Consider the following 19,560-nt stretch of genomic DNA (forward strand, 5'->3'; position numbering starts at 1 on the left):
ATTTCTTCCGTAGTAAGATCTGTGGTTAAGTACTCCTTGATGACTTGCCTTTTGAAGGCTTCTGAGTAACGCGTTAATTGTCTCATTTTGGTTGATTTTGTGTCAACCTATTTCAGGACAAGACAATAAATTGATGAAGGGTTTTTCCTGAATTCGAATATGGCTTACGGGATCCCGCTCACTGCGGGATCACTCGGTGACCACACTCTTCGATAACAACGAAAAAACCAAGGCATCGGGCGTGCTAATTAGCCAATTCGCCAATAAGCAAAAAAGGCGACCCCTCGAGATCGCCTTTAAAATTTATACTTGGTGCCCTTTTTTAAGAGTTAACTGCTGCCGTAATTCCAGCAAGAATGCTGTTTAGGGTATTAGATGGTCTCATTTTTTCAGAAACTATGCTTCTATCTGGATGGTAGTACCCCTTAATTTCCACAGAAACTCCTTGTACCTCGTTAAGTTCGTTAACTATTGTTTCCTCGCTAGCTTCCATAGCCGCAGCAATCGGAGTGAAGATTTCTTGTAGCTGTTTGTCTGCATTTTGAGTTGCCAATGCTTCTGCCCAGTACATTGCCAGGTAGAAATGACTTCCTCTATTATCCAACTCCTTAACTTTTCTTGATGGAGATTTTCCGTTATCTAAAAGTTTTCCAGTTGCTGTATCAAGGGTGTCTGCTAAAATTTTAGCCTTTTCGTTGTTGTGATTCTCAGCAAGATGCTCAAGTGAAACAGCTAGGGCTAAAAACTCACCCAATGAATCCCATCTTAGGTGATTTTCTTCAACAAATTGTTCAACGTGCTTAGGAGCAGATCCTCCAGCCCCAGTTTCGAATAATCCACCGCCATTCATCAATGGAACGATAGATAACATCTTAGCACTGGTTCCTAATTCTAAAATAGGGAATAGGTCAGTTAAATAATCTCTTAATACGTTTCCTGTAACCGAAATGGTATCTTTTCCAACCTTCACTCTTTCTAATGAAAAACGGGTTGCTTCAACAGGAGAAAGGATGTGAATTTCTAATCCAGTTGTATCGTAATCTTTTAGGTAAGTATTTACTTTTTCAATAAGCTGTGCATCGTGAGCTCTGTTTTTATCCAACCAGAAAATCGCAGGGTTTCCAGTGGCTTTTGCTCTGTTTACTGCAAGCTTTACCCAGTCTTTAACTGGAGCATCTTTTACCTGGCACATTCTCCAAATGTCACCAGCTTCTACGTCGTGCTCTAGTAGGGTATTTCCATTATTGTCAATTACCGCAACTTTACCTGCAGAAGGGATTTGGAAAGTTTTATCATGAGACCCATACTCCTCTGCCTTTTGAGCCATTAAACCAACGTTAGAGACAGATCCCATAGTGGTTGGATCAAAGGCTCCATGTTCTTTACAGAAATTAATGGTTTCACTATATACACCAGCATAACTACGGTCTGGAATGATAGCAACGCAGTCTTGCTGTTTCCCTTCTTTGTTCCACATCTGCCCAGAAGTTCTAATCATTGCTGGCATCGATGCGTCGATAATAACATCTGAAGGAACGTGAAGGTTGGTAATTCCTTTATCAGAGTTAACCATAGCGATATCTGGACCAGCCCCTAGAGCAGCTTCCATATCGGCAATAATTTCCTCTTTTTTATTTCCGTCTAACTCGTCAAGTTTTGCATAAAGATCTCCTAGACCGTTGTTAGGGTTTACTCCTAAGCTTTCGAAGGTGCTATTGTGCTTAGCAAATACATCCTCGAAATAGGTGCTAACGGCATTACCAAAAAGAATGGGGTCAGACACCTTCATCATGGTCGCCTTAAGGTGAACAGAATATAGTATACCTTTTGCTTTTGCGTCCTCCTTACATTGCTTTAAAAAAGCTCTTAGTGCTGCCTTACTCATTACCGCAGCATCGATAATTTCACCTGCCTGTAGCTTCACTTCTGGTTTTAGAACCTCGGTTTTTCCATCTAAGGTTTTTAGCTCTATGCGAACAGATCCTGCTTCTTTAATGGTGGTTGATTTCTCAGATCCATAAAAGTCACCACCCGACATGCTGGCAACATAAGTTTTGGAGTCTTTACTCCAAGCACCCATTCTGTGTGGGTTCTTTTTGGCATATTCCTTAACCGCTCTTGGCGCACGACGATCAGAGTTTCCTTCTCTTAGAACAGGGTTTACAGCCGATCCTTTTACCTTATCGTAACGAGCTTGAATGTCTTTTTCTTTGTCATCCTTTGGCTCAAATGGGTAATCAGGTAGTTTATACCCCTGGCTTTGCAATTCCTTAATTGCATTAGTAAGCTGAGGAATGGAAGCACTGATGTTAGGTAATTTAATAATGTTCGCCTCTGGAGTTTTTACCATTTTCCCTAATTCGGCAAGGGTATCCGGAACTTTTTGCTCCTCGGTTAAGTACTCTGGAAATTGAGAAATTATACGAGCCGCAAGGGAAATGTCTTTAGTTTCTACTTCAACTCCAGCTGTTGCCGCATAAGCTTCAATAATTGGAAGAAGAGAATGCGTTGCTAAAAATGGAGCTTCATCGGTGATGGTGTAGTGAATTTTACCCTTGCTATTACTCATAATGGCGTTTTTATAGTTAAAATTTTCTGTTCGATTTGGCTTGCAAAATTAGCGATTTCCTCGACATAGCATTTTACCCAAAAAACATTGTGGATGAATCGACTGAATCTTTGTCTTATGGCAGTTATCCAGATTGTCAAAATTGCATTTTACTTGGATGAAATGACATTTCGATTAACAGATTTTAAAAATAGAGCATGAAAAAATGTCTGGGCTAACTATCTGGCAAACAGCTTGTTGTGGAATGGTTGAATGAAATTGAAAACCAATTAAAAATCAAGAATTATGACTATCGTAAAAAGAAACAACGGACTATTGCCAGATTTTTTTAGCAGCTTGTTAAATGAAGACTGGCCTATTACTAACGGAGTGTCTGATGGAGCTTTATCAGTTCCGGCAGTAAACATTAGGGAGAACGAAAAAGGGTTTATGCTTGAATTGGCAGCACCTGGATACGCTAAAGAAGACTTAAAAATAGATCTCGACGACCGTCTTCTAACCCTATCAGCCGAAATTAAAGAAGAGCGAAATAGCTCTTCCAGCAATGAGAACCCTGAGAAGTTCACAAGACGTGAATTCAATTACAGCTCCTTTAAAAGAAGCTTTACTCTTCCCGAGACCATCGATGAAAGCAATATTGAAGCAAGTTACCAAGATGGTTTATTAAAGGTAAGTCTTCCCAAAAAAGCGGAGCTGACTAAACCAATGCGTCAAATTGCTATCAAGTAATTATAGTGCCCCCTCGGGGGCACTTATAAAATTTTTGAGTTATGAAAAAGTTGAAAAAACTGGTTCAAAGGTTTAGAGATTGGATGAATCCAAGCAATTCATCTAGGTCATCTTCGAATGCCTATCGCAGTTGGAGAGTTTACTCAACTCATAGGGCATACAAACACCTATTTAATCCTTTTGATATGGGGTTTTTTACCTACGAGTCTCATGTTTTACTTGTCCCAGCAAATAAATCAATTAGCATAAAGCGAGGAGGTTCATTTGGGGAATGGGTAAAAGATTTAAAGAAAAGATTAAGTGGAAGAAAGCGAACTATTAAAATTCGTTAGCCATGAAAAATCTAGTCTTTTTATTGCTCTCATTTATAGTATGGTCATGCAAGGGGCAAGAACAAACCAATACTAATCCCGAAAATCCAAAGGGGTCTTGGTCTGTAAATAAAAAGTATGATGAAAACGGAAATTTAATTTCCTACGACTCCACCTATTTCTTTAGTTCTCATCAAAAATGGGAGGGAGATTTTCAGAATGTGGATAGCCTATTCCGGTCATTTGGATGGAATAAAATGGGCTTGGATACGCAACTTTTTTTTGGATCACCAGAATTTCACATGCCAAATATATTTCAAGACTTTTTCGATAGACAAGATCAATTCTTGAAAGACTTTATTCAAAGATCTGATAGTCTTCATAGAAGGTGGATGGATGAAATGTGCCGCCATGAAATCCCACCCGGAAAAAGAAATAAAACCAAACAGATTTAAACCACCGCAGAAATTTGGCGTTTGATAAAGTCTATATCCAGGGGTTTGGAGATAAATCCATCCACTCTAGGATGATCGTTTGCCTTTTCTTTGTCGGCTGGTAAAATGGAGCTGGATAAGAAAAACAATTTAGGACTTTGTTTTTCGATTCCAAGCTTTAAATAATCCTCCATAAAATCCCAGCCGTCTTTAAAGGGCATATTAAGGTCAATAAGTATTAACCTTGGTGGGAAATCAAGTTTTTTGAGCAAATCCAAACCGTCGTCGGCGGTCTCCGTGGAATAAATTTTATCTACGATTTGGGCTTCTTCCAGGATAAACTTGTTATAGAAGTTCGACGTATCATCGTCGTCTATTAGCAATATAGCGCTACTTTCAAACTCTGCCATGGTAAAATTCTGCTCCGAATATAGAAAAGAATTTTCTCGGAGCCTTTGCTGTTAGTGCTAATTCTAATCCTTTTATCGGATGATTAAAATGCAGCTTATACGAATGTAGGTAAAGTCCTTTACCCCTTAAAATTAAGTCCTTATCGTTGAAATATTTATCATCCCCCAAAATGGGAAAACCCAATTCATTTAATTGTATTCTCAGCTGATGCCTTCTTCCAGTTCCTAAGTGCAATCGTAACAAACTGAGATTTCCAAATCTTGGTGATGGAACCGAGGCAATGGTTTCACCCATTGCAAAACTAGATTTGCCCTCTATGATTGAATTTAGTTCAAATGTACTTGGAGGTATGCCTATGCAAACAGCTAAATACGATTTGTAGATTTTTCGTTGAGCAAAAAGTTGGTTTAACGCTATAACCGCACTGGCAGTTTTCCCAACCAACAAGGCTCCGGTGGTAGGGTAGTCTAATCGGTGTATGGGTTCTGGATAATCCAACGCATCATACTGCGTACTTTTTCGCAGTGTATTGGAAAAACTGTTTTCTAAGGTCCATTTTCTATTGCCGCTTACCAATACTCCAGGAGGTTTATTTACAATGGCCAGAAACTCATCTTCAAACACCACAGGGTACTTAAGGCGTACATTATCCGGTTTGTTTTTAACGGTTCTTATCAAGCAAATTTGGTCTCCTTCATTAACCCAATCCCCTGTTTTGGCATTCTCTCCATTTATTAGAACCCAACCTTTTTCTATGGCCTTTTTAACGCCTTTGCGCGAGGGGATGGAGACGAAAATCCCTCCACCGTAATCACTTAAGCGAATAGGAGCAGGAATTTGAGGTACAATATGTTCTTCTTTAACATCCATTTTGGGCTCGCAATATCCTTTTTTAAACGATAAAAAATTAGGTTTGTCCTAATACAAAGCAATAACAATGGTGGATAAAATATTACTTCTTGGATCTGGTGAATTAGGAAAAGAATTGGTCATCTCTTTAAAAAGACTAGGGCAATACGTGGTTGCATGCGACTCGTACAAAGGTGCACCTGCTATGCAGGTGGCAGATGAATACGAAGTGTTTGATATGCTCGATGGAGAAGCTTTAGCTAGGGTGGTTGCCAAACATCAGCCCAAATTGGTGGTTCCCGAAGTGGAGAGCATTAGAACCGAAAAGTTTTATGATTTTGAAAAAGAAGGAATAACGGTTGTTCCCAGTGCCAAGGCAGCCAATTTTACTATGAATAGAAAGTTAATTCGAGACCTAGCCGCCAAGGAGCTTGGATTAAGAACAGCCAAGTATTTGTATGCTAATAATTTATCCGACTTTAAAAATGCGGTTAATGAAATAGGGTTTCCCTGTGTGGTAAAACCATTAATGTCTTCGAGTGGAAAAGGGCAATCGGTGTTAAAGTCGCAGGTGGATATTGAAAATGCTTGGAACGCCGCAATGGAAGGCAGTAGGGGGGATGTAAAGGAAGTTATTATTGAGGCTTTTGTTGATTTTCATACTGAAATAACACTGCTCACGGTAACTCAAAAAAATGGAGCGACCTTGTTTTGTCCACCCATTGGCCACAGACAGGAGAGAGGAGATTACCAGGAAAGTTGGCAGCCCTGCGCTATTTCAGATGAAGACTTTAAAGCATCTTGCGAAATGGCAGATAAAATCACTCAGGCTCTTGAAGGAGCAGGTATTTGGGGGGTAGAGTTCTTTATCGCAAATGATGGTGTTTATTTTTCGGAATTATCACCAAGACCTCATGATACCGGAATGGTAACCCTTGCTGGAACGCAAAATCTTAGTGAGTTCGAATTGCATGCACGAGCTATTTTAGGCCTGCCAATTCACGAGGTTACGCTTGAAAAAGCTGGAGTTTCTTCGGTAATTCTGGCAATGGGTACTTCTACTAAAACACCCACCTTCAAAGGGGTGAGCGAAGCGCTAGATCAAGCTAATCTGGACATTCGATTATTTGGGAAGCCAAATACCCGTCCGTACCGTAGAATGGGTGTCGTATTGGTTAATGGACCCGTTGATTCTGATGTTAAAGTCTTGCGTGATACAGGTGCCAAAGCAGCATCAAAAGTTAAAGTTCAGTAAGCTACTTTAGCCAACCCGTAATAGAAATTCGGTTCTTGTGCGCGATTTTTACTTCGTGTTCCACAAGGGCCGAATTAAATACCACCACAGTTCCAAACTTCGGTTCTACCACTACTTCTTTGTCTAGGTGCAAAACTAGTTCCCCTCCATTTCCAAGAACCCATTTTTTATTGAGATAACACACTATGGAAAATTTGCGACCATTGTCGTTTTTAAAACGATCGAAATGGCGTTTGAAAAAGCTGCCCTTGCGGTAGTTGGCATAGTGAAACTCCCAATTCTTAATTCCTGTGAAACAGGTCCGATTTAAGTAGTTGCTAAAGTCTTGTACTGCGTCGAAAAATTGTTGTTCAAGCGCGTTGCATTCTAGCTGGTTGATCCATTTTATCTGATCCGACCTAATCTCCATGTTTACTTCGAAATTGGTTTTATTACCTATTCCTGCATCTCTTAACTCTCCAGCATTTCTAAGTCTGATGAGATGATTTCGTAAACGAGAAAGTAGTTTCTCGTCCATAAGGGTATGACTTATCGCGTAGTCTTGCACTGCAAGCTGGTCGATAATGTCTTCATAAACAGGGTTTTCCAATCAGTTTGAAATTTGGCGCGCGCGAAAATACTCCAAAACTGAATTGCATGGATAAAAAAAAGCTCCCGAAGGAGCTTTATTAAAAGTTGAGAGTTTTATTATTGTTTGATAAAAGTGGTACTTCCTTTTCCGTTGCTAACTGCAACATTTAAATGGTAAGTCCCAGTTTTTAATCTCTGGATATCAATTTGATATCCCGCCGGAATTCTGCCCGATTTCAAAATTCTTCCAGCAACATCTGTAATGGTGTAATCCATGGTGGAATTGTTTTCTAAATTGACACTTATGAAATCGGAGCTCGGATTGGGTGAAATGGTAAAATCAATTGTTGGTATTTCGCTAATACCTACAGTTTTACTGCTCCAATAAAATCTTAATTCTCCCACTTTGTTTTCTAGTCCCAGTGAGTCTATCATCAAGAAATCGATGTGGTTTATTCTGCCAGGGTTAAAATCCATAGGTAAATAGTCCCATTCATCAACCAGCAGTTGTTCGTAAGGCATTTCCATTGCATCTATAAAGTCGTATCTGCCGTATTTGGTAGCTTTTCCCGTTGAGTCAACATTGTACAAGTTAATGCCATTAATAAAATCATTATTGCTATACTCTGCTTCGAAAATAAATTCTAATGCGCCCTCGTAATAATCACTAGAGGTTAGGATATTCCCCTTGACATTCCGAGTATAGACTGTTTTCCAATTTTCGGTATAATTACCCGGGTTGGAGTTATCGTGATGATGGTTGTTTTCTTCAATTAACCAGTCGTTGCCATCATAAATATAACCATCGTAATAGTTAGGGTTGGCACCATTGTTAGAATCATCAAAATAGTTTGCCTTAGTCATCTTCCCCGAGAGGCTGTATTCATAGGTCCATTTCGATGTAAAATACCATTTGCCATCTCCATATAACGTGAAAACTGAGTCTAAAGCATTCTTTCCTTCAACATAAAAATGGAATGTCCGGCTAGAATTGGTGTCGGTTTCCCAATAGGTATTGGATTCAGTTTTTATTAGAAGATTATTCTCAAAGGTGTAGATTTCTTCATTCCCTAATGATAAAACACCGTTATCAAAGTCGAAATCTTTATAGTGGACAATATTGCCATTAACATCGAAGGTGTTTTCGTAAAAACCGTAGTATTCTCTCGATCCTAATTCTTCGGAATATCCGGCGGATTTAGATACTTCTTTGTGGGTTAAATCGTATTCATAGGTTACGATATCCGAGTAAGTTACTTGTCCCAGTTCCACCTCGTTGAAGTACATACTGTCTAAAGCAAGTCGGGAAGCTTTTCTTGGGCTTTTGTTACCGTTTTTTATTAGGCCTTTACGGTTTAACTTTTTAAAGTTTTCCTTAAGGTTCTGCGCCGATATTTCCTGTGCAGAAATAGATGTGCTTGCTACAAAAGCAAAAAGGGCAGTGCTAGCCCATAGGGTTAAGTTTTTCATTTTGTTGGGATTATGTTCCTCGAAGACGTTCGAGGTTTCTATTGGTTTGTTCTGGTTTATGCTAAAAGTAGCTTTTTAGTATTCTGAGAATGGTCTCTTTGTTTATTTTTTCAAAAACGAAAGGGAGCCTTTTTTATAGCCTTGGTCAATTCGCAATTGATATACCCCCTTGGCTAAACCTCCGATGTCAATTTTGTGTCCAACTGGAATTCTACCTGATTTATACATTCTTCCTGTGGCATCGGTAATGGCGTATTCTACAACCGAATTGTTATCCATATTAATACTTATGAAATCAGAACTCGGGTTGGGGTAAATGGTAAAATCGAGGGTAGATTTCTCATTGACACCAACAGTTTTGTCATTCCAGAAAAAATTTAATTCGCCAACTTTTGTGGACAAGCCTGTTTCTTCTATTCTCATGTAATCAGCTCGATTAATTCTGCCAGGGTTATAGTCGGCTAGAAAGTATTCTTCTTCTTCCACCAGTAATTGGTCGTAATCAATTTCCTCGGAGTCAATAAGGTCGTACCGAGAAGTTTTTCTTGGATCTCCAGAAGCATCTATTTCATAAATGTTAATGCCACTCAAAAAGCCATTTACATTGTACTTGGTTTCAAAAATTGATTCCTTAATACCCTCAGAATAATCGGTTGCAGTTTTAATGTGTCCCCTTTCGTTTCGCGTGTACTCTGTTTTCCATTCCTCTATATAATTTGAGCCATCCCAGATTATTCGCTTTGCCTCAATCAGGTTGTCGAGGCTATCATAGGTAAATCTTGTATAATGGTCTGCAAAGCCGGGGTTCCAAGAAGGAAAGAAACGCTTGGTGGACAATAGGCCAGAATGAGTGTGTGTGTACAACCAGCCACCCTCAAAATACCATTCGCCTTCGGCAATTGTATATCTCGAGTATACGGAGTCCGTTTTATTTACACCATTTATATAGTAGTGGTAGGTGTGAAAGGTGGTGGTATCTGCATCTCCGATATATTGATAATTCAACGTTTCGAGTAATCTGTTGTTTTTGTAGAGGAAGATGTCTTGGTGTTTAAGTTTCAATTTTCCACCTTCCATTTCATAATCTTGCTGCCGAATTAAATTCCCGCTCTCATCGAAGCTTTTTTCAAAGTAGCCATAGTAGCCACTATTTCCGGGCTCCTGGTAGTATCTGCTTTTTTTAAAAAGCGTTTTTAAGACTAAATCGTATTCGTACTTAAAGATGTCTGTATACACCACTTGGCCCGATTCTACTTCTTTTATGCACATGCTATCCAATGCAAGCCGATTGGATTTTCTTGGACTTTTACTGCTTTTATAAACTAGGCTTTTGCGGTTTAATTTTCTGAAATTTTCTTCTAGACTTTTGGAAGATAACTCCTGAGCATTAATCGATTTGCTAAATCCAAAAGCAAAAAAGACAATGCAATACGAGAGGGTGTATTTTACCATTCTGGCGGGTTAAATGTTAATGACGAGCTTTTTTTATTCAGGTTTATTAACCGATTAATTATCGCCGTCTAACCAGTCTCCTAATCCGCCTAATATGCTGCCTTCTCCTTTTCTACGTCCTCCCATTTTGGGCGCACTAGAAATTATCTTATCCGCCAAACGGCTAAAGGGAAGCGATTGCATCCATACTGTGCCAGGTCCTCTCAGTTGAGCAAAGAATACACCTTCACCACCAAACAATGTGTTTTTTATTCCACCCACAAACTGGATGTCGTAGTCAACATCCGAAGTAAAGGCAACAAGGCAGCCTGTATCTACTTTTAGGGTATCGCCTGGCCCTAATACACGCTTTACAATATTACCACCAGCATGCACAAAGGTCATCCCGTCGCCTTCGAGCTTTTGCATAATAAATCCTTCGCCACCAAAAAGACCAACTCCCAATCTTTTTTGGAAAGCAATTCCAACCGAAACACCTTTAGCTGCGCATAAAAAAGCATCTTTTTGGCAAATGATTTTCTGATTGTATTGGGCAAGATCTAAGGGGATGATTTTCCCAGGGTAGGGCGCCGCAAAGGCTACTTTTCTTTTCCCGTAGTCTGTATTGGTAAACGCAGTCATAAAAAGACTCTCCCCGGTTAAGATTCTTTTTCCCGCAGAGAATAACTTGTTTAAAATGCCCTGATCTTGGCGAGATCCATCTCCAAATAGGGTGTTCATGGCAATGCCATTATCCATGTACATAAATGCTCCAGCCTCGGCAATTACCGTTTCCTGTGGATCCAATTCTATTTCTACCGACTGAAGTTCTTCTCCAAGAATTTCAAAGTCTATTTCATGTGCGTTTAAATACATAAAGTTGTTTTAAAAGTTGGGTAATTTCTCTTGAATCCAATTTCCTATAAAAGGTAGTGGTTGTTCAGATCCCATAAGGGCGTTTATTAATCCAATAACATAATAAACCATCATAGCCAATCCAATTAAGGATAACAATATGCCTAGGCTATTGGCAAAGCGCATTAAAAAGCTCATTGCAAAGGCTGTACCATGTAAAAACAGGGCGTTTTTTAGATGGAAATTAATAAAGTATTTAGGTCTCGATTTGTGAATTAGTAAGCTTATTACCCAACCAATTACTGTAAGGTAGGCAAGTGCTGCTGAAAGTCTATCGGCCATATTATTGCTTGTTCATTATTGCTTTAAAATCATTTCCAGAAGGATTTTGGAAAAAGCGAATTTCAAAATGTTTTGCCACCGAGAATATATGATCAAAAATATCCGCCGAAATCGCTTCAAACTCTACCCACCTCTTGTCTTTGCAAAACGCATAAACTTCTAGTGGTAATCCATTTGGAGTTGCCTGTAGTTGTCTAACCATACAGGTCATATCGGTATTTATTTGAGGATGTTGTTTTAAATAAAACTCCACATAATAACGAAAAACTCCAATATTGGTCATTCTTCTGCCGTTTACTCCATTGGATATATCTATCCCTCGTTCTTTATTGTAATCCTCTATTTCCTTAAGTCTATTATCTAGGAATTCATTCAGTAGTTTAATCTCCTTAAATTTTTCTATTTGCTCATTGGAAACGTGATGTATGGAGGTTTTATCTATATAAACGGAGCGTTTGATTCTTCTTCCACCTCCTTCAGTCATTCCCCTCCAGTTTTTAAAAGAGTCTGAAACAAAAGCGTAGGTTGGTATGGTGGTTATGGTTAAATCCCAGTTTTTAACCTTAACCGTCGCCAGATTAATTTCTAGGACGTCTCCATCTGCACCGTATTTTTCCATGCTTACCCAATCTCCAACCCGTACCATGTCGTTTACAGAGATGTGTATGGAGGCAACAAAGCCCAGAATGGTATCCTTAAATATTAGAAGGAGCACTGCAGATAATGCTCCCATTGCTCCTAGAAATACAAATGGAGATTTCCCTAAAAGGGTAGAGATAATTAGAATTCCGCCTATAAAAAAGAGTATAATTCTTCCTAGTTGTATATAGGAGTCTATGGGTTTGTCTTTAAAGTTGTCCGAATCTTCCATAATCTCCTTTATTGCGGAGATTACCGAGTTTAGGGTAGCAACCACTACAAAAATGATATAAGCAGAGGTTATATCGTAAACATGATGATGCCAGGAGGGAAAGTCCTTAAAAATAAATCCAACTAATGCCTGAAACAGTAAAGCTGGAATTATGTTAGACAACCAGGAAAAGGTTTTTCGTTTGTAGAAAATGTCATCCCAATTGGTACTGGTTCTTGCAACCAATTTTGCCAACCCATTTTGGATGATTTTTTTGGTAGCTTGTTGAATGATAAGGCAAACGATACCTACGACTAAAAGCCAAATCCCTAATCGGGTGTACATTAAGTTGTCTCCCGTTAACCCAAGGTGATTGTTAAGCCAATGCTCGGCTAGGTCTAAGTATTTTTTCATTGCATATCCTTTTATGGACAACACGAAATAAGTGAAATCATGAGAACATTTGTAATTTTTTTAAGCCTTTTGTTTTTGGTGGGTTGTAATTCGAATTCGCTAAGGGTGTATCAACCTCAAACCCAAGCTTCGCCTGGCTTTCCAAAATTTTGGTATCAGGGTAAGGCCGAGCTGGCTTATTACGAGGGAAAGCAAAGTCGTTACGGCTATCAAAGAGATGCCCGCGCAATTTTAATTACCGTTTCTGAGCCCTTTGATAGTAGGGTGCAGGTGAAATCTGATGCTGAAGATGGTAATGACTATCCCGTTCTTAAATGTAACCTGGTAAACCGGTTTAATACAGGGGTTTATGATTATAGCGTAATGACTTCCTCCTTTACCCCAATTAATACCGAGCAGCGTTTTCCGGTGGCAAAAATTACCAGTTCGGTTCAAGATTGGTGTGGTCAAACCTTTACACAGGCTAATAGATCATCGGGTAAAATGGACCTATCTCTGTTCTCTTATTTTGAGAAAGAACAACAAGGAAGATTCTTTATAGAGGCAGATTTATTTTGGGACGAGGTTTTTGCCTTGCTGCGCATGAATCCCGATATACTCCCAACAGGTGATGTTACTTTGGCTCTCGGGTTAGATCAGTATCGCTATTTACATAGAGGATTTTTTACGGAAACGGTTTTTGCTGAATGGATTCGTAAGGATAAAGAAGCTACCTATTCCTTGAAATCTGAAAATTTCCATTTTACCTGGCGCATTGAGGATAAAGCACCGTACCCAATTTTAGGGTGGAGCATAGATTATTTACAGGATGGAAAAGTACTTGAAAATAGAAGCAGTGCCTTTGAGTTACAGTCTGCTAAATGGTTGGAATACTGGAATAAAAATAGCCCTGAGTTTGAGGAGCTGCGCATACAAATGGGGTTACGATTTTTTGAAAATTGAAAAATTCTTTGCATATTGATATCAAAATAATATCAAAATGCTAGAAAAAGAGATAAAGCCGAAAAGCGGTTTATTGGGAATTGCCGTCATTCTATGTTTATTAATAATTCCCGTATTGGTATTTGGAGCGAGTGGAGGCAATGAGAAATCATTTTTATGGTACTTACTCTGTCTGCCTCTTGCCCTGATTTCCATCAATGGGTTTGCCATCATCAATCCAAACGGTTCTGCGGTGCTCACCTTTTTTGGAAAGTATGTAGGAACCATCCGACAAAACGGGTTCTTTTTCTACAACCCATTGTATAAGAGTAAAAAGATATCTCTACGAGCCAGGAATTTTGACTCAGAGCGAGTGAAGGTTAACGACTTACTGGGCAACCCCATACTCATCAGCGTTATTTTAGTTTGGAGGGTAAGGGAAACTTTTAAGGCTGCATTCGAGGTGGACAACTACGAGAATTTCGTACGGGTGCAGAGTGATGCCGCCGTTCGTAAACTCGCTGGTAAATACGCCTATGATAACTTCGACGATGATGAAAAGGAAATTACCCTGAGATCTGGGATGGATGAAGTGAACGAGTCCTTGGAAGAGGAGCTTTCGGAGCGTTTGGCAATCGCTGGGATAGAAGTGTTAGAAGCAAGAATTGGTTACCTAGCTTATGCCGAAGAAATAGCCCAAAGCATGCTTAAAAGGCAACAAGCTACTGCAATTGTTGCAGCCCGATTGAAAATTGTTGAAGGTGCAGTGGGAATGGTTGAAATGGCCTTAGACCAGTTGAGTAAAAAAGAATTGGTACAGCTTGATGAAGAAAAACGTGCTGCCATGGTGAGTAATCTAATGGTTGTTCTTTGCGGCGACAAGGATGCAACCCCTGTAGTAAACACAGGAACCCTGTATAAGTAATATCCATCTATGCCTAAGAAAAAGAGCTTTGTACTACGTATAGACCAAGAAACCTACGACAAGCTAGAGAAATGGGCTGCAGATGAATTTCGCAGCGTAAATGGGCAAATGGAGTGGATTATTGCAAAAGCACTAAAAGATCATGGAAGAACTAAATGAGTTCTTCCATTTCCTTTACGCTCTCGCGTGCATTATCGAGTATTTGTTTAGCCAATATGTTATCGCCTAACATTTTCGCGTGCCCGTAGCTTTCTACCCAAAAGAGCTTCGATTGAGTTAATTTATCGTGCAATACTTGTGCATTTTTCTCCGAAACTTCTTTGTCATTCCTATCGAAAAATAGCGCCACACTCTGAGGAGAAATGGATTCTGCTAAGTAACTGGCAGTATATTTTTTAAAAGGGGCTTGAAACCTCTTTTCAAGGGTGTTTATGATACGTTGCCCAGCGGCTTCACTAATGTTAAGCTTGTCGCAGTACACCTTTATAATTTCACTTTCAACAGCAGGTACCGCCAACAAACAAAGGTGTTGGAGGCTTAAACCTCTTGTCATGGCATACAACAACGCCGTTCCTCCCATGGAATGCCCTATACCAATATCAAACTTTCCAACCCGTTGTTCCCAATCTAATATAGCCTGTGCAAATTGAATTACATCTGATTGTTTTCCCTGCGATTGACCATGACCTGGAGCGTCTATAGCATATACAGTGTCGCCATTTTCTACTGCTGTTTCAATTAAACTGGTAAAGTGGCTTGCTCGCGAGGCCCATCCATGCATAAGGAGTATTTTCTTGCCATTATTCTCCTTTCCCCATATATATCCGTATACATCTGTATTCCCACTTTTAAAATGGCTTTGCTCTGCCAATGAGCGCAGATGTTCTTCTTTCTCAGGTATGGGAAATCTTAGCGGAGTTAAAAACATTCTAGCACCTATTTTACCAATAAGGGTGGGGCTAAATTTCTCTAGGATGGGCATGCATGTTCTTAACATCCTATACTTAAAAGGAACTTTGGATGGCGCGGAAGATGCATTCATTTAGTAACCAAATTTATGTGGGTCGGTGTTTCTGTCTTCAATGAAATCTTTTACTTCTTTGATTTTCAATGCTACGTGGATTAATTCAACTTGCCTATTCTTTTTTAACCAAAGAAAGCCCTCTTTCTTTCCATCCCCTGCCAGGGCAACATTAGCTAGAGCCTCAAAATTGTTTTTTACCAGCCAGTCTATAGCTCTTTTTTGTCCCTCGGATCCATCTACCACGGCTCTTAAATGCTGGAATCCAGATTTCATGAGCCATTCTCTGGCTTTTTCATCATGTTTTAGTGCCATGGAAAAAATAACCAACTCGCGGTAACCATTTTCCACAAGCCACTTGGCAATTTTTTCGTTGCCAACAATGGCCTCACCCCATGCTAGTAATACTTTTTGGGGATAGGTGAATTTGTCCATGATGAAGGCTTGGGATGCTTATTATTAGAGGTTCTGTGGTTATCCAGTTATAACCACGAGATATTTAGACGATGACCAAAACAATTTTGGCTCCTTAATTTTAAGAAGGTATTGATTGTCTTTTAATTCCAAGCTGTAGCTGTTGCTTGGATGGTTGGTTACAATTTTGGCCTTATCGGAAAACAATTTTATCGTGCTGGTTTGTGAAATATCTATTTCTTTAAAATATCCTCTGTTAAAATCGTCGCGTAGTGTTTTAGTTGAACCTAAACCTATAACTCCGCCCTCCTTGGTGAGTACTTCGTTATCTCTAAGCTCTTTATAGGTTCCAAAAGCATAATATGCTTTGTTTAGTTCCTCTTGTTTTGCTTCGGCTTCCATTACACTCTCAATGTACAGATCGTTTAAAGCTGCAAGGGCATCATTTGCATTAGCCAGGCGAGTGCGGAGCTCATCAATTTCAACAGATTTTTGATCTATTGTAGCTTCCATTGAGGCAATCATTTGTTCGAATTGCTCAATATTTATGTTTGCCTTCTTAAGCTTTGCACTTAAACCTTTAATTTTTTGTTTGTTCTCAGACAGCAATTCGTTAATGGATTTAATGTCGGAAATGATTTTATCCTTCTGCCCCGATGAAATTTCTCCATCAAACTTTTTGTTTACCAGTCCCTGCTCTTTCTTTTTAATCTCCACCAAATTGCTTTCAATTTCATTTAAGTCTTTGAAAAAATCGGTAATGGTTGAATCTTTTTGGGCGGAAACGAATTCCATTTCTTCTAATTCGCCTTTAAGTTCAGCATTCTCAGATTGTAATCGTGCAACTTCAGCCTGGTTACAAGCGGTAAAGGAGATTAATACAACTAAAATTAAAGTTAGTGGCTTAAGCAATGTCTTTTGCATGGCAGTTATTTGGTTTCTATTGGGTTTACTTACTTTAGTCACTCGTAAAATTATCATTATTCGTGTTACTAGGAATTATTTTACAAGTTTTAAGTTGGGAGGAGAGAGCTCGTCTATTAACTAAGTACTGGATAGCGGGAATAGCCCTAGCCCTTATTTCTGTTGGTGTTTTTCTTTGGGTTCAGTTTAAAAGGAAGAAAAAGGCAAAAGCCAAATTCGAAAAACGGGGCATGAAGCCTAAGAAGGATATAAAGGTTCCAGTAGTTTTTTCTATAGCGGATTTTGATTCCGTCCAGCAAGAAGTTAAATCGGTACTAAATAAAAATTGGGATGGAAAAGATTGTCTTATAGCTCAATCTCAAAAAGGCGAAAATCTTTTGGTTGCGGTGGTGATGCAAAAGAAAAAATCCAAACTGGTAATTAAAGAAGTGCATTCGCAGGGGGGATTTGACCTAAAGCAAATCCATTGGGTTTTGCGTCGAGTGATTAATAGCAAAGCAATTAATGGCTATGGCTCCATTAACTTTTTTGTCAAGGAAAAAAGCCCAATTCCATTATTGGATATTCTAGAGGCATTTGGGTTTAAACGGGTTAAACTCGGTAAAAAGCAAGAAACCAAATACGAGTACGGATTAAAATATCAGATTATAAATTAGCAACAGCTGGAGGGATGGGGCGTTGCTCTATGGCCTGCATTATTTTATCAATGATTTCCTCCGCATTTTCATTTTCAGAAAACTGAAGTGGCTCTTTGAAAGTGACTTTTAGAGTGGTATTGGTCTTTTTAAGGAATAATCCTTTTTTGTCAAAGGCCCTTCTAAATCCATCAACCACCACCGGAACAACAACAGGATTGTACTTTTTAATTATATGTGCTGTTCCTCTTCTCCCAGGTACAAAAGGGGTAGTAGTCCCCTGAGGAAAGGTAATTACCCATCCAAAATCTAAGGCCGTACCAATATTTGAAATGTCCTTAAGATCAACCTTTCGGTTAATGTTTTTTCCAGCTTCTCTCCATGTGCGTTTAATTGAAATAGATCCGGCGTAGGCAAAAAGCTTGGGAATAAAGCCTGCCTTCATGGTTTCTAGCGCTGCAACAAAATATAATCTCACCTTGGGGTTAAGTAGGTACCATGGGAGAGGTAGTTTATTTCGGATTCCATTCTTATGTGCCGAAAACACATGGTAAAGTAGGATGGTCTCTGCAAAGTAAGTTTGGTGATTGGCTACAAAAAGAACTCCTTTTTCTGAGAGTTTTTCCAACTCTTCCATTCCGGAAATATCTACTTTATTGTACACTCGGTATCTAAACCAAGTAAGGGTGCCAAGAGTTAGAATCAAAAACCTCTTTAAAAAGAAATAATATCCAAAAGGATCTTTTTTAAGCATAAAACTCAATTGTGCCGCGAAGAAAAGGTAAATGCAATATTATACAAAGCAGATTTTAAATCAATTCGGCGAACGGAGGTACCACTCCTTGTCGTTACCGTAATTTTTTGGCTGGCGAATAATCTTGTTTTCGAATTTCTGTTTGCTATGATCAAGCATATCTGGTCCTTCATTATCCACATTTTTTAAGTACCAGGTTTCTTTGCTTTGCTCCTTTCTTAATATGCCTTCTTCGGGTATAAAATAAAGTTGATCTTCTTTGGCTATAGTTTTGGTTGGATAAGTGGTGGCACTACTATCAAATCTTAAATACCAAGGTTTGTCGAGCTGAACAGTTGTAGCTTTTTCGCCTTTGATAACAGTTGAGGAGGCAGGACGTTCTGGATTAATTTGAAAGAAGTACGCTGCTTCTGCGGTATCTATTTGTAAATCTTGCTCTCCTCCAATACTCAAACGCTGGATATTTCTTTCTGCCAATATGGCTTCAATTTTATTTTCGTCTCTTCCCGATTTGGTTGCCTTATTTCCCCATGTCTCGGTAAATATTTCGCCTATCAGATATTCGTCTTCCTCTAAGGCCATAAAAAATGCCTCCAAGGTTTCTAACTGCCCCGCAGAATTCATTAGGGTACTGTTGTTAGAAAATTCAGGTATTAGAGCAGGGAAATTATCGTTTTTAATTAGGGTTAAGCTACTGTCTTCCATAAAAAGAAGGTTGCCATAATAAAGGGCTGGTGGAATATTTCCAGAGAATTCGGGCTGGAATTTGCGACTCTCTTCCATTGGAGATTCGGTAGGGAGAAGTAATAATTTTTTGTTCCCATTTTCAGCCAAGACATACCACATTTGTTGAAAATCGTATCGGCCAAGTCCTACGGGTTTCTTTGATTTTTTTTGGAATGAGCGCGCAATATCTCGTACATCAACTTGAATTTGTTGTACGGCAAAGGGCATTTCCTCCCTGTTAAGGTAATTTGCAAAAACAGGATCGGCCATATTGTAGCGAGCAATATATTTTAACCCGCACCCATAAATTTTATTTGCCGAAATGGTAGTGTAGGCTCCAAGAACCTGGTAATTCATGTTAACATCGAAGCAATTGAAAGACCGTGATGCATCGGTTAACTCGAAGGGGTCTATGTAAAGCGTGTCCGTTTCAAATACGGCTATAAACCTACTTTTTACAGGGTTTCTATTGTATCCCGATTTAGGTTTTAAGCGAAACGATATACTGTTTGAAGTTACCTTAGGAATACGCACTTCATCGTAACCTTCTTTGGAAATCACAATTTTGCCCTTTCTAAGATCATCATACTTAACAAGCAAAGGAGTGTCTCCTACGTAGTTGCCTTTTGATTCAATTTTGGCGCCTTCCGGACTTGTTTGGATGAAAATCCCGGGAGAACTTTGCCCATAGGCATACGTGCTTACACAGCACCAGAAAATAAGGGCGTACTTTAAAAGTTTGGGGACCAT

The 19,560-nt window shown here is 39.2% G+C and carries 22 protein-coding genes; 8 read left to right on the forward strand and 14 right to left on the reverse strand.

Annotation, left to right across the window (positions count from 1 at the left end; genetic code table 11):
- Positions 1-322: 322 nt before the first annotated feature.
- A complete protein-coding gene (locus FRX97_RS07260; protein ID WP_147014536.1) occupies positions 323-2,569 on the reverse strand; it encodes an NADP-dependent isocitrate dehydrogenase in 2,247 nt (748 codons plus the stop codon).
- A gap of 285 nt (positions 2,570-2,854) precedes the next feature.
- Between FRX97_RS07260 and FRX97_RS07265 the strand changes: the two genes are divergently transcribed.
- Genes FRX97_RS07265 through FRX97_RS07275 form a run of 3 tightly spaced genes read left to right on the forward strand, consistent with a single transcriptional unit; the run spans position 2,855 to position 4,064 of the window.
- Positions 2,855-3,298 carry an Hsp20/alpha crystallin family protein gene (locus FRX97_RS07265; protein WP_147014537.1) on the forward strand — a complete coding sequence of 148 codons (444 nt, stop codon included), beginning with the start codon at positions 2,855-2,857 and terminating at the stop codon, positions 3,296-3,298.
- Positions 3,299-3,339: 41 nt separating this feature from the next.
- Positions 3,340-3,630, forward strand: coding sequence for a hypothetical protein (locus tag FRX97_RS07270; protein ID WP_147014538.1), 291 nt, complete (start codon positions 3,340-3,342; stop codon positions 3,628-3,630).
- Between the two features lie 2 nt (positions 3,631-3,632).
- Positions 3,633-4,064, forward strand: a complete 432-nt coding sequence (locus FRX97_RS07275) for a hypothetical protein (RefSeq protein WP_147014539.1) — start codon at positions 3,633-3,635, stop codon at positions 4,062-4,064.
- Here FRX97_RS07275 and FRX97_RS07280 read toward each other — a convergent pair.
- Both FRX97_RS07280 and FRX97_RS07285 read right to left on the reverse strand, forming a co-directional pair.
- Entirely contained in the window at positions 4,061-4,453 is a 393-nt protein-coding gene (locus FRX97_RS07280) for a response regulator (protein WP_147014540.1), read from the reverse strand. The two genes, FRX97_RS07275 and FRX97_RS07280, sit on opposite strands and share 4 nt — an antisense overlap.
- On the reverse strand, positions 4,440-5,324 hold the full coding sequence (locus FRX97_RS07285; RefSeq protein WP_147014541.1) for an RluA family pseudouridine synthase: 885 nt from the start codon (positions 5,322-5,324) through the stop codon (positions 4,440-4,442). Before FRX97_RS07285 ends, FRX97_RS07280 begins: the two co-directional genes overlap by 14 nt.
- Positions 5,325-5,391: 67 nt before the next feature.
- Between FRX97_RS07285 and purT the strand changes: the two genes are divergently transcribed.
- On the forward strand, positions 5,392-6,558 hold the full coding sequence (gene purT / locus FRX97_RS07290; protein WP_147014542.1) for a formate-dependent phosphoribosylglycinamide formyltransferase: 1,167 nt from the start codon (positions 5,392-5,394) through the stop codon (positions 6,556-6,558).
- A gap of 1 nt (position 6,559) precedes the next feature.
- Here purT and FRX97_RS07295 read toward each other — a convergent pair whose 3' ends face one another.
- From FRX97_RS07295 to FRX97_RS07320, 6 genes are all read right to left on the reverse strand, one after another.
- The gene (locus FRX97_RS07295) at positions 6,560-7,147 is read right to left on the reverse strand and encodes a 2OG-Fe(II) oxygenase (protein ID WP_223266583.1); all 588 of its coding nucleotides are present in this window, start codon (positions 7,145-7,147) and stop codon (positions 6,560-6,562) included.
- A gap of 98 nt (positions 7,148-7,245) precedes the next feature.
- Positions 7,246-8,598: a T9SS type A sorting domain-containing protein gene (locus tag FRX97_RS07300; RefSeq protein WP_147014543.1), complete on the reverse strand. Its 1,353-nt coding sequence runs from the start codon at positions 8,596-8,598 to the stop codon at positions 7,246-7,248.
- A gap of 102 nt (positions 8,599-8,700) precedes the next feature.
- Positions 8,701-10,050: a T9SS type A sorting domain-containing protein gene (locus tag FRX97_RS07305; protein WP_147014544.1), complete on the reverse strand. Its 1,350-nt coding sequence runs from the start codon at positions 10,048-10,050 to the stop codon at positions 8,701-8,703.
- Between the two features lie 54 nt (positions 10,051-10,104).
- Positions 10,105-10,905 carry a TIGR00266 family protein gene (locus FRX97_RS07310; protein ID WP_147014545.1) on the reverse strand — a complete coding sequence of 267 codons (801 nt, stop codon included), beginning with the start codon at positions 10,903-10,905 and terminating at the stop codon, positions 10,105-10,107.
- 9 nt (positions 10,906-10,914) lie between these two features.
- The gene (locus FRX97_RS07315; RefSeq protein ID WP_147014546.1) at positions 10,915-11,226 is read right to left on the reverse strand and encodes a hypothetical protein; all 312 of its coding nucleotides are present in this window, start codon (positions 11,224-11,226) and stop codon (positions 10,915-10,917) included.
- 1 nt (position 11,227) lies between these two features.
- Positions 11,228-12,490 carry a mechanosensitive ion channel family protein gene (locus FRX97_RS07320; RefSeq protein WP_147014547.1) on the reverse strand — a complete coding sequence of 421 codons (1,263 nt, stop codon included), beginning with the start codon at positions 12,488-12,490 and terminating at the stop codon, positions 11,228-11,230.
- 39 nt (positions 12,491-12,529) lie between these two features.
- On the opposite strand from FRX97_RS07320, the gene FRX97_RS07325 reads away from it, so the two are divergent.
- Genes FRX97_RS07325 through FRX97_RS07335 form a run of 3 tightly spaced genes read left to right on the forward strand, consistent with a single transcriptional unit; the run spans position 12,530 to position 14,495 of the window.
- A complete protein-coding gene (locus tag FRX97_RS07325; RefSeq protein ID WP_147014548.1) occupies positions 12,530-13,432 on the forward strand; it encodes a hypothetical protein in 903 nt (300 codons plus the stop codon).
- 37 nt (positions 13,433-13,469) lie between these two features.
- A complete protein-coding gene (locus tag FRX97_RS07330; RefSeq protein ID WP_147014549.1) occupies positions 13,470-14,336 on the forward strand; it encodes an SPFH domain-containing protein in 867 nt (288 codons plus the stop codon).
- A 9-nt stretch (positions 14,337-14,345) separates the two neighbouring features.
- The gene (locus tag FRX97_RS07335) at positions 14,346-14,495 is read left to right on the forward strand and encodes an Arc family DNA-binding protein (protein ID WP_147014550.1); all 150 of its coding nucleotides are present in this window, start codon (positions 14,346-14,348) and stop codon (positions 14,493-14,495) included.
- Here the strand turns inward: FRX97_RS07335 and FRX97_RS07340 are convergent.
- Genes FRX97_RS07340 through FRX97_RS07350 form a run of 3 tightly spaced genes read right to left on the reverse strand, consistent with a single transcriptional unit; the run spans position 14,488 to position 16,737 of the window.
- The gene (locus tag FRX97_RS07340; protein ID WP_147014551.1) at positions 14,488-15,378 is read right to left on the reverse strand and encodes an alpha/beta hydrolase; all 891 of its coding nucleotides are present in this window, start codon (positions 15,376-15,378) and stop codon (positions 14,488-14,490) included. The two genes, FRX97_RS07335 and FRX97_RS07340, sit on opposite strands and share 8 nt — an antisense overlap.
- The gene (locus FRX97_RS07345) at positions 15,379-15,792 is read right to left on the reverse strand and encodes a hypothetical protein (protein WP_147014552.1); all 414 of its coding nucleotides are present in this window, start codon (positions 15,790-15,792) and stop codon (positions 15,379-15,381) included.
- Between the two features lie 39 nt (positions 15,793-15,831).
- Positions 15,832-16,737 (reverse strand): Cbp1 family collagen-binding glycoprotein adhesin, encoded by a 906-nt coding sequence (locus FRX97_RS07350; protein WP_170227069.1) that lies wholly within the window; start codon positions 16,735-16,737, stop codon positions 15,832-15,834.
- A 20-nt stretch (positions 16,738-16,757) separates the two neighbouring features.
- Here FRX97_RS07350 and FRX97_RS07355 point away from each other — a divergent pair, with 20 nt between their 5' ends.
- Positions 16,758-17,351 carry a hypothetical protein gene (locus FRX97_RS07355; protein ID WP_147014554.1) on the forward strand — a complete coding sequence of 198 codons (594 nt, stop codon included), beginning with the start codon at positions 16,758-16,760 and terminating at the stop codon, positions 17,349-17,351.
- Here the strand turns inward: FRX97_RS07355 and FRX97_RS07360 are convergent.
- Together FRX97_RS07360 and FRX97_RS07365 are read right to left on the reverse strand one after the other, a co-directional pair.
- The gene (locus FRX97_RS07360; protein WP_147014555.1) at positions 17,341-18,084 is read right to left on the reverse strand and encodes a lysophospholipid acyltransferase family protein; all 744 of its coding nucleotides are present in this window, start codon (positions 18,082-18,084) and stop codon (positions 17,341-17,343) included. The genes FRX97_RS07355 and FRX97_RS07360 overlap by 11 nt on opposite strands.
- 60 nt (positions 18,085-18,144) lie before the next feature.
- On the reverse strand, positions 18,145-19,560 hold the full coding sequence (locus FRX97_RS07365) for a PEGA domain-containing protein (RefSeq protein ID WP_147014556.1): 1,416 nt from the start codon (positions 19,558-19,560) through the stop codon (positions 18,145-18,147).

Origin of the sequence: Luteibaculum oceani, from assembly GCF_007995015.1 — a bacterium.
In the GTDB taxonomy this organism is placed as follows: Bacteria; Bacteroidota; Bacteroidia; order Flavobacteriales_D; family Luteibaculaceae; genus Luteibaculum; species Luteibaculum oceani.

What these genes read in the sequence shown, in the direction of transcription:
- FRX97_RS07335 (WP_147014550.1), top strand. Translation starts at nt 14,346, where the DNA reads ATGCCTAAGAAAAAGAGCTTTGTACTACGTATAGACCAAGAAACCTAC.
- FRX97_RS07325 (WP_147014548.1), top strand. Translation starts at nt 12,530, where the DNA reads ATGAGAACATTTGTAATTTTTTTAAGCCTTTTGTTTTTGGTGGGTTGT.
- FRX97_RS07315 (WP_147014546.1), bottom strand. Translation starts at nt 11,226, where the DNA reads ATGGCCGATAGACTTTCAGCAGCACTTGCCTACCTTACAGTAATTGGT.
- FRX97_RS07320 (WP_147014547.1), bottom strand. Translation starts at nt 12,490, where the DNA reads ATGAAAAAATACTTAGACCTAGCCGAGCATTGGCTTAACAATCACCTT.
- FRX97_RS07275 (WP_147014539.1), top strand. Translation starts at nt 3,633, where the DNA reads ATGAAAAATCTAGTCTTTTTATTGCTCTCATTTATAGTATGGTCATGC.
- FRX97_RS07300 (WP_147014543.1), bottom strand. Translation starts at nt 8,598, where the DNA reads ATGAAAAACTTAACCCTATGGGCTAGCACTGCCCTTTTTGCTTTTGTA.
- FRX97_RS07310 (WP_147014545.1), bottom strand. Translation starts at nt 10,905, where the DNA reads ATGTATTTAAACGCACATGAAATAGACTTTGAAATTCTTGGAGAAGAA.
- FRX97_RS07365 (WP_147014556.1), bottom strand. Translation starts at nt 19,560, where the DNA reads ATGGTCCCCAAACTTTTAAAGTACGCCCTTATTTTCTGGTGCTGTGTA.
- FRX97_RS07260 (WP_147014536.1), bottom strand. Translation starts at nt 2,569, where the DNA reads ATGAGTAATAGCAAGGGTAAAATTCACTACACCATCACCGATGAAGCT.
- FRX97_RS07280 (WP_147014540.1), bottom strand. Translation starts at nt 4,453, where the DNA reads ATGGCAGAGTTTGAAAGTAGCGCTATATTGCTAATAGACGACGATGAT.
- FRX97_RS07330 (WP_147014549.1), top strand. Translation starts at nt 13,470, where the DNA reads ATGCTAGAAAAAGAGATAAAGCCGAAAAGCGGTTTATTGGGAATTGCC.
- FRX97_RS07345 (WP_147014552.1), bottom strand. Translation starts at nt 15,792, where the DNA reads ATGGACAAATTCACCTATCCCCAAAAAGTATTACTAGCATGGGGTGAG.
- FRX97_RS07360 (WP_147014555.1), bottom strand. Translation starts at nt 18,084, where the DNA reads ATGCTTAAAAAAGATCCTTTTGGATATTATTTCTTTTTAAAGAGGTTT.
- FRX97_RS07265 (WP_147014537.1), top strand. Translation starts at nt 2,855, where the DNA reads ATGACTATCGTAAAAAGAAACAACGGACTATTGCCAGATTTTTTTAGC.
- FRX97_RS07305 (WP_147014544.1), bottom strand. Translation starts at nt 10,050, where the DNA reads ATGGTAAAATACACCCTCTCGTATTGCATTGTCTTTTTTGCTTTTGGA.
- FRX97_RS07285 (WP_147014541.1), bottom strand. Translation starts at nt 5,324, where the DNA reads ATGGATGTTAAAGAAGAACATATTGTACCTCAAATTCCTGCTCCTATT.
- FRX97_RS07270 (WP_147014538.1), top strand. Translation starts at nt 3,340, where the DNA reads ATGAAAAAGTTGAAAAAACTGGTTCAAAGGTTTAGAGATTGGATGAAT.
- purT (WP_147014542.1), top strand. Translation starts at nt 5,392, where the DNA reads ATGGTGGATAAAATATTACTTCTTGGATCTGGTGAATTAGGAAAAGAA.
- FRX97_RS07340 (WP_147014551.1), bottom strand. Translation starts at nt 15,378, where the DNA reads ATGAATGCATCTTCCGCGCCATCCAAAGTTCCTTTTAAGTATAGGATG.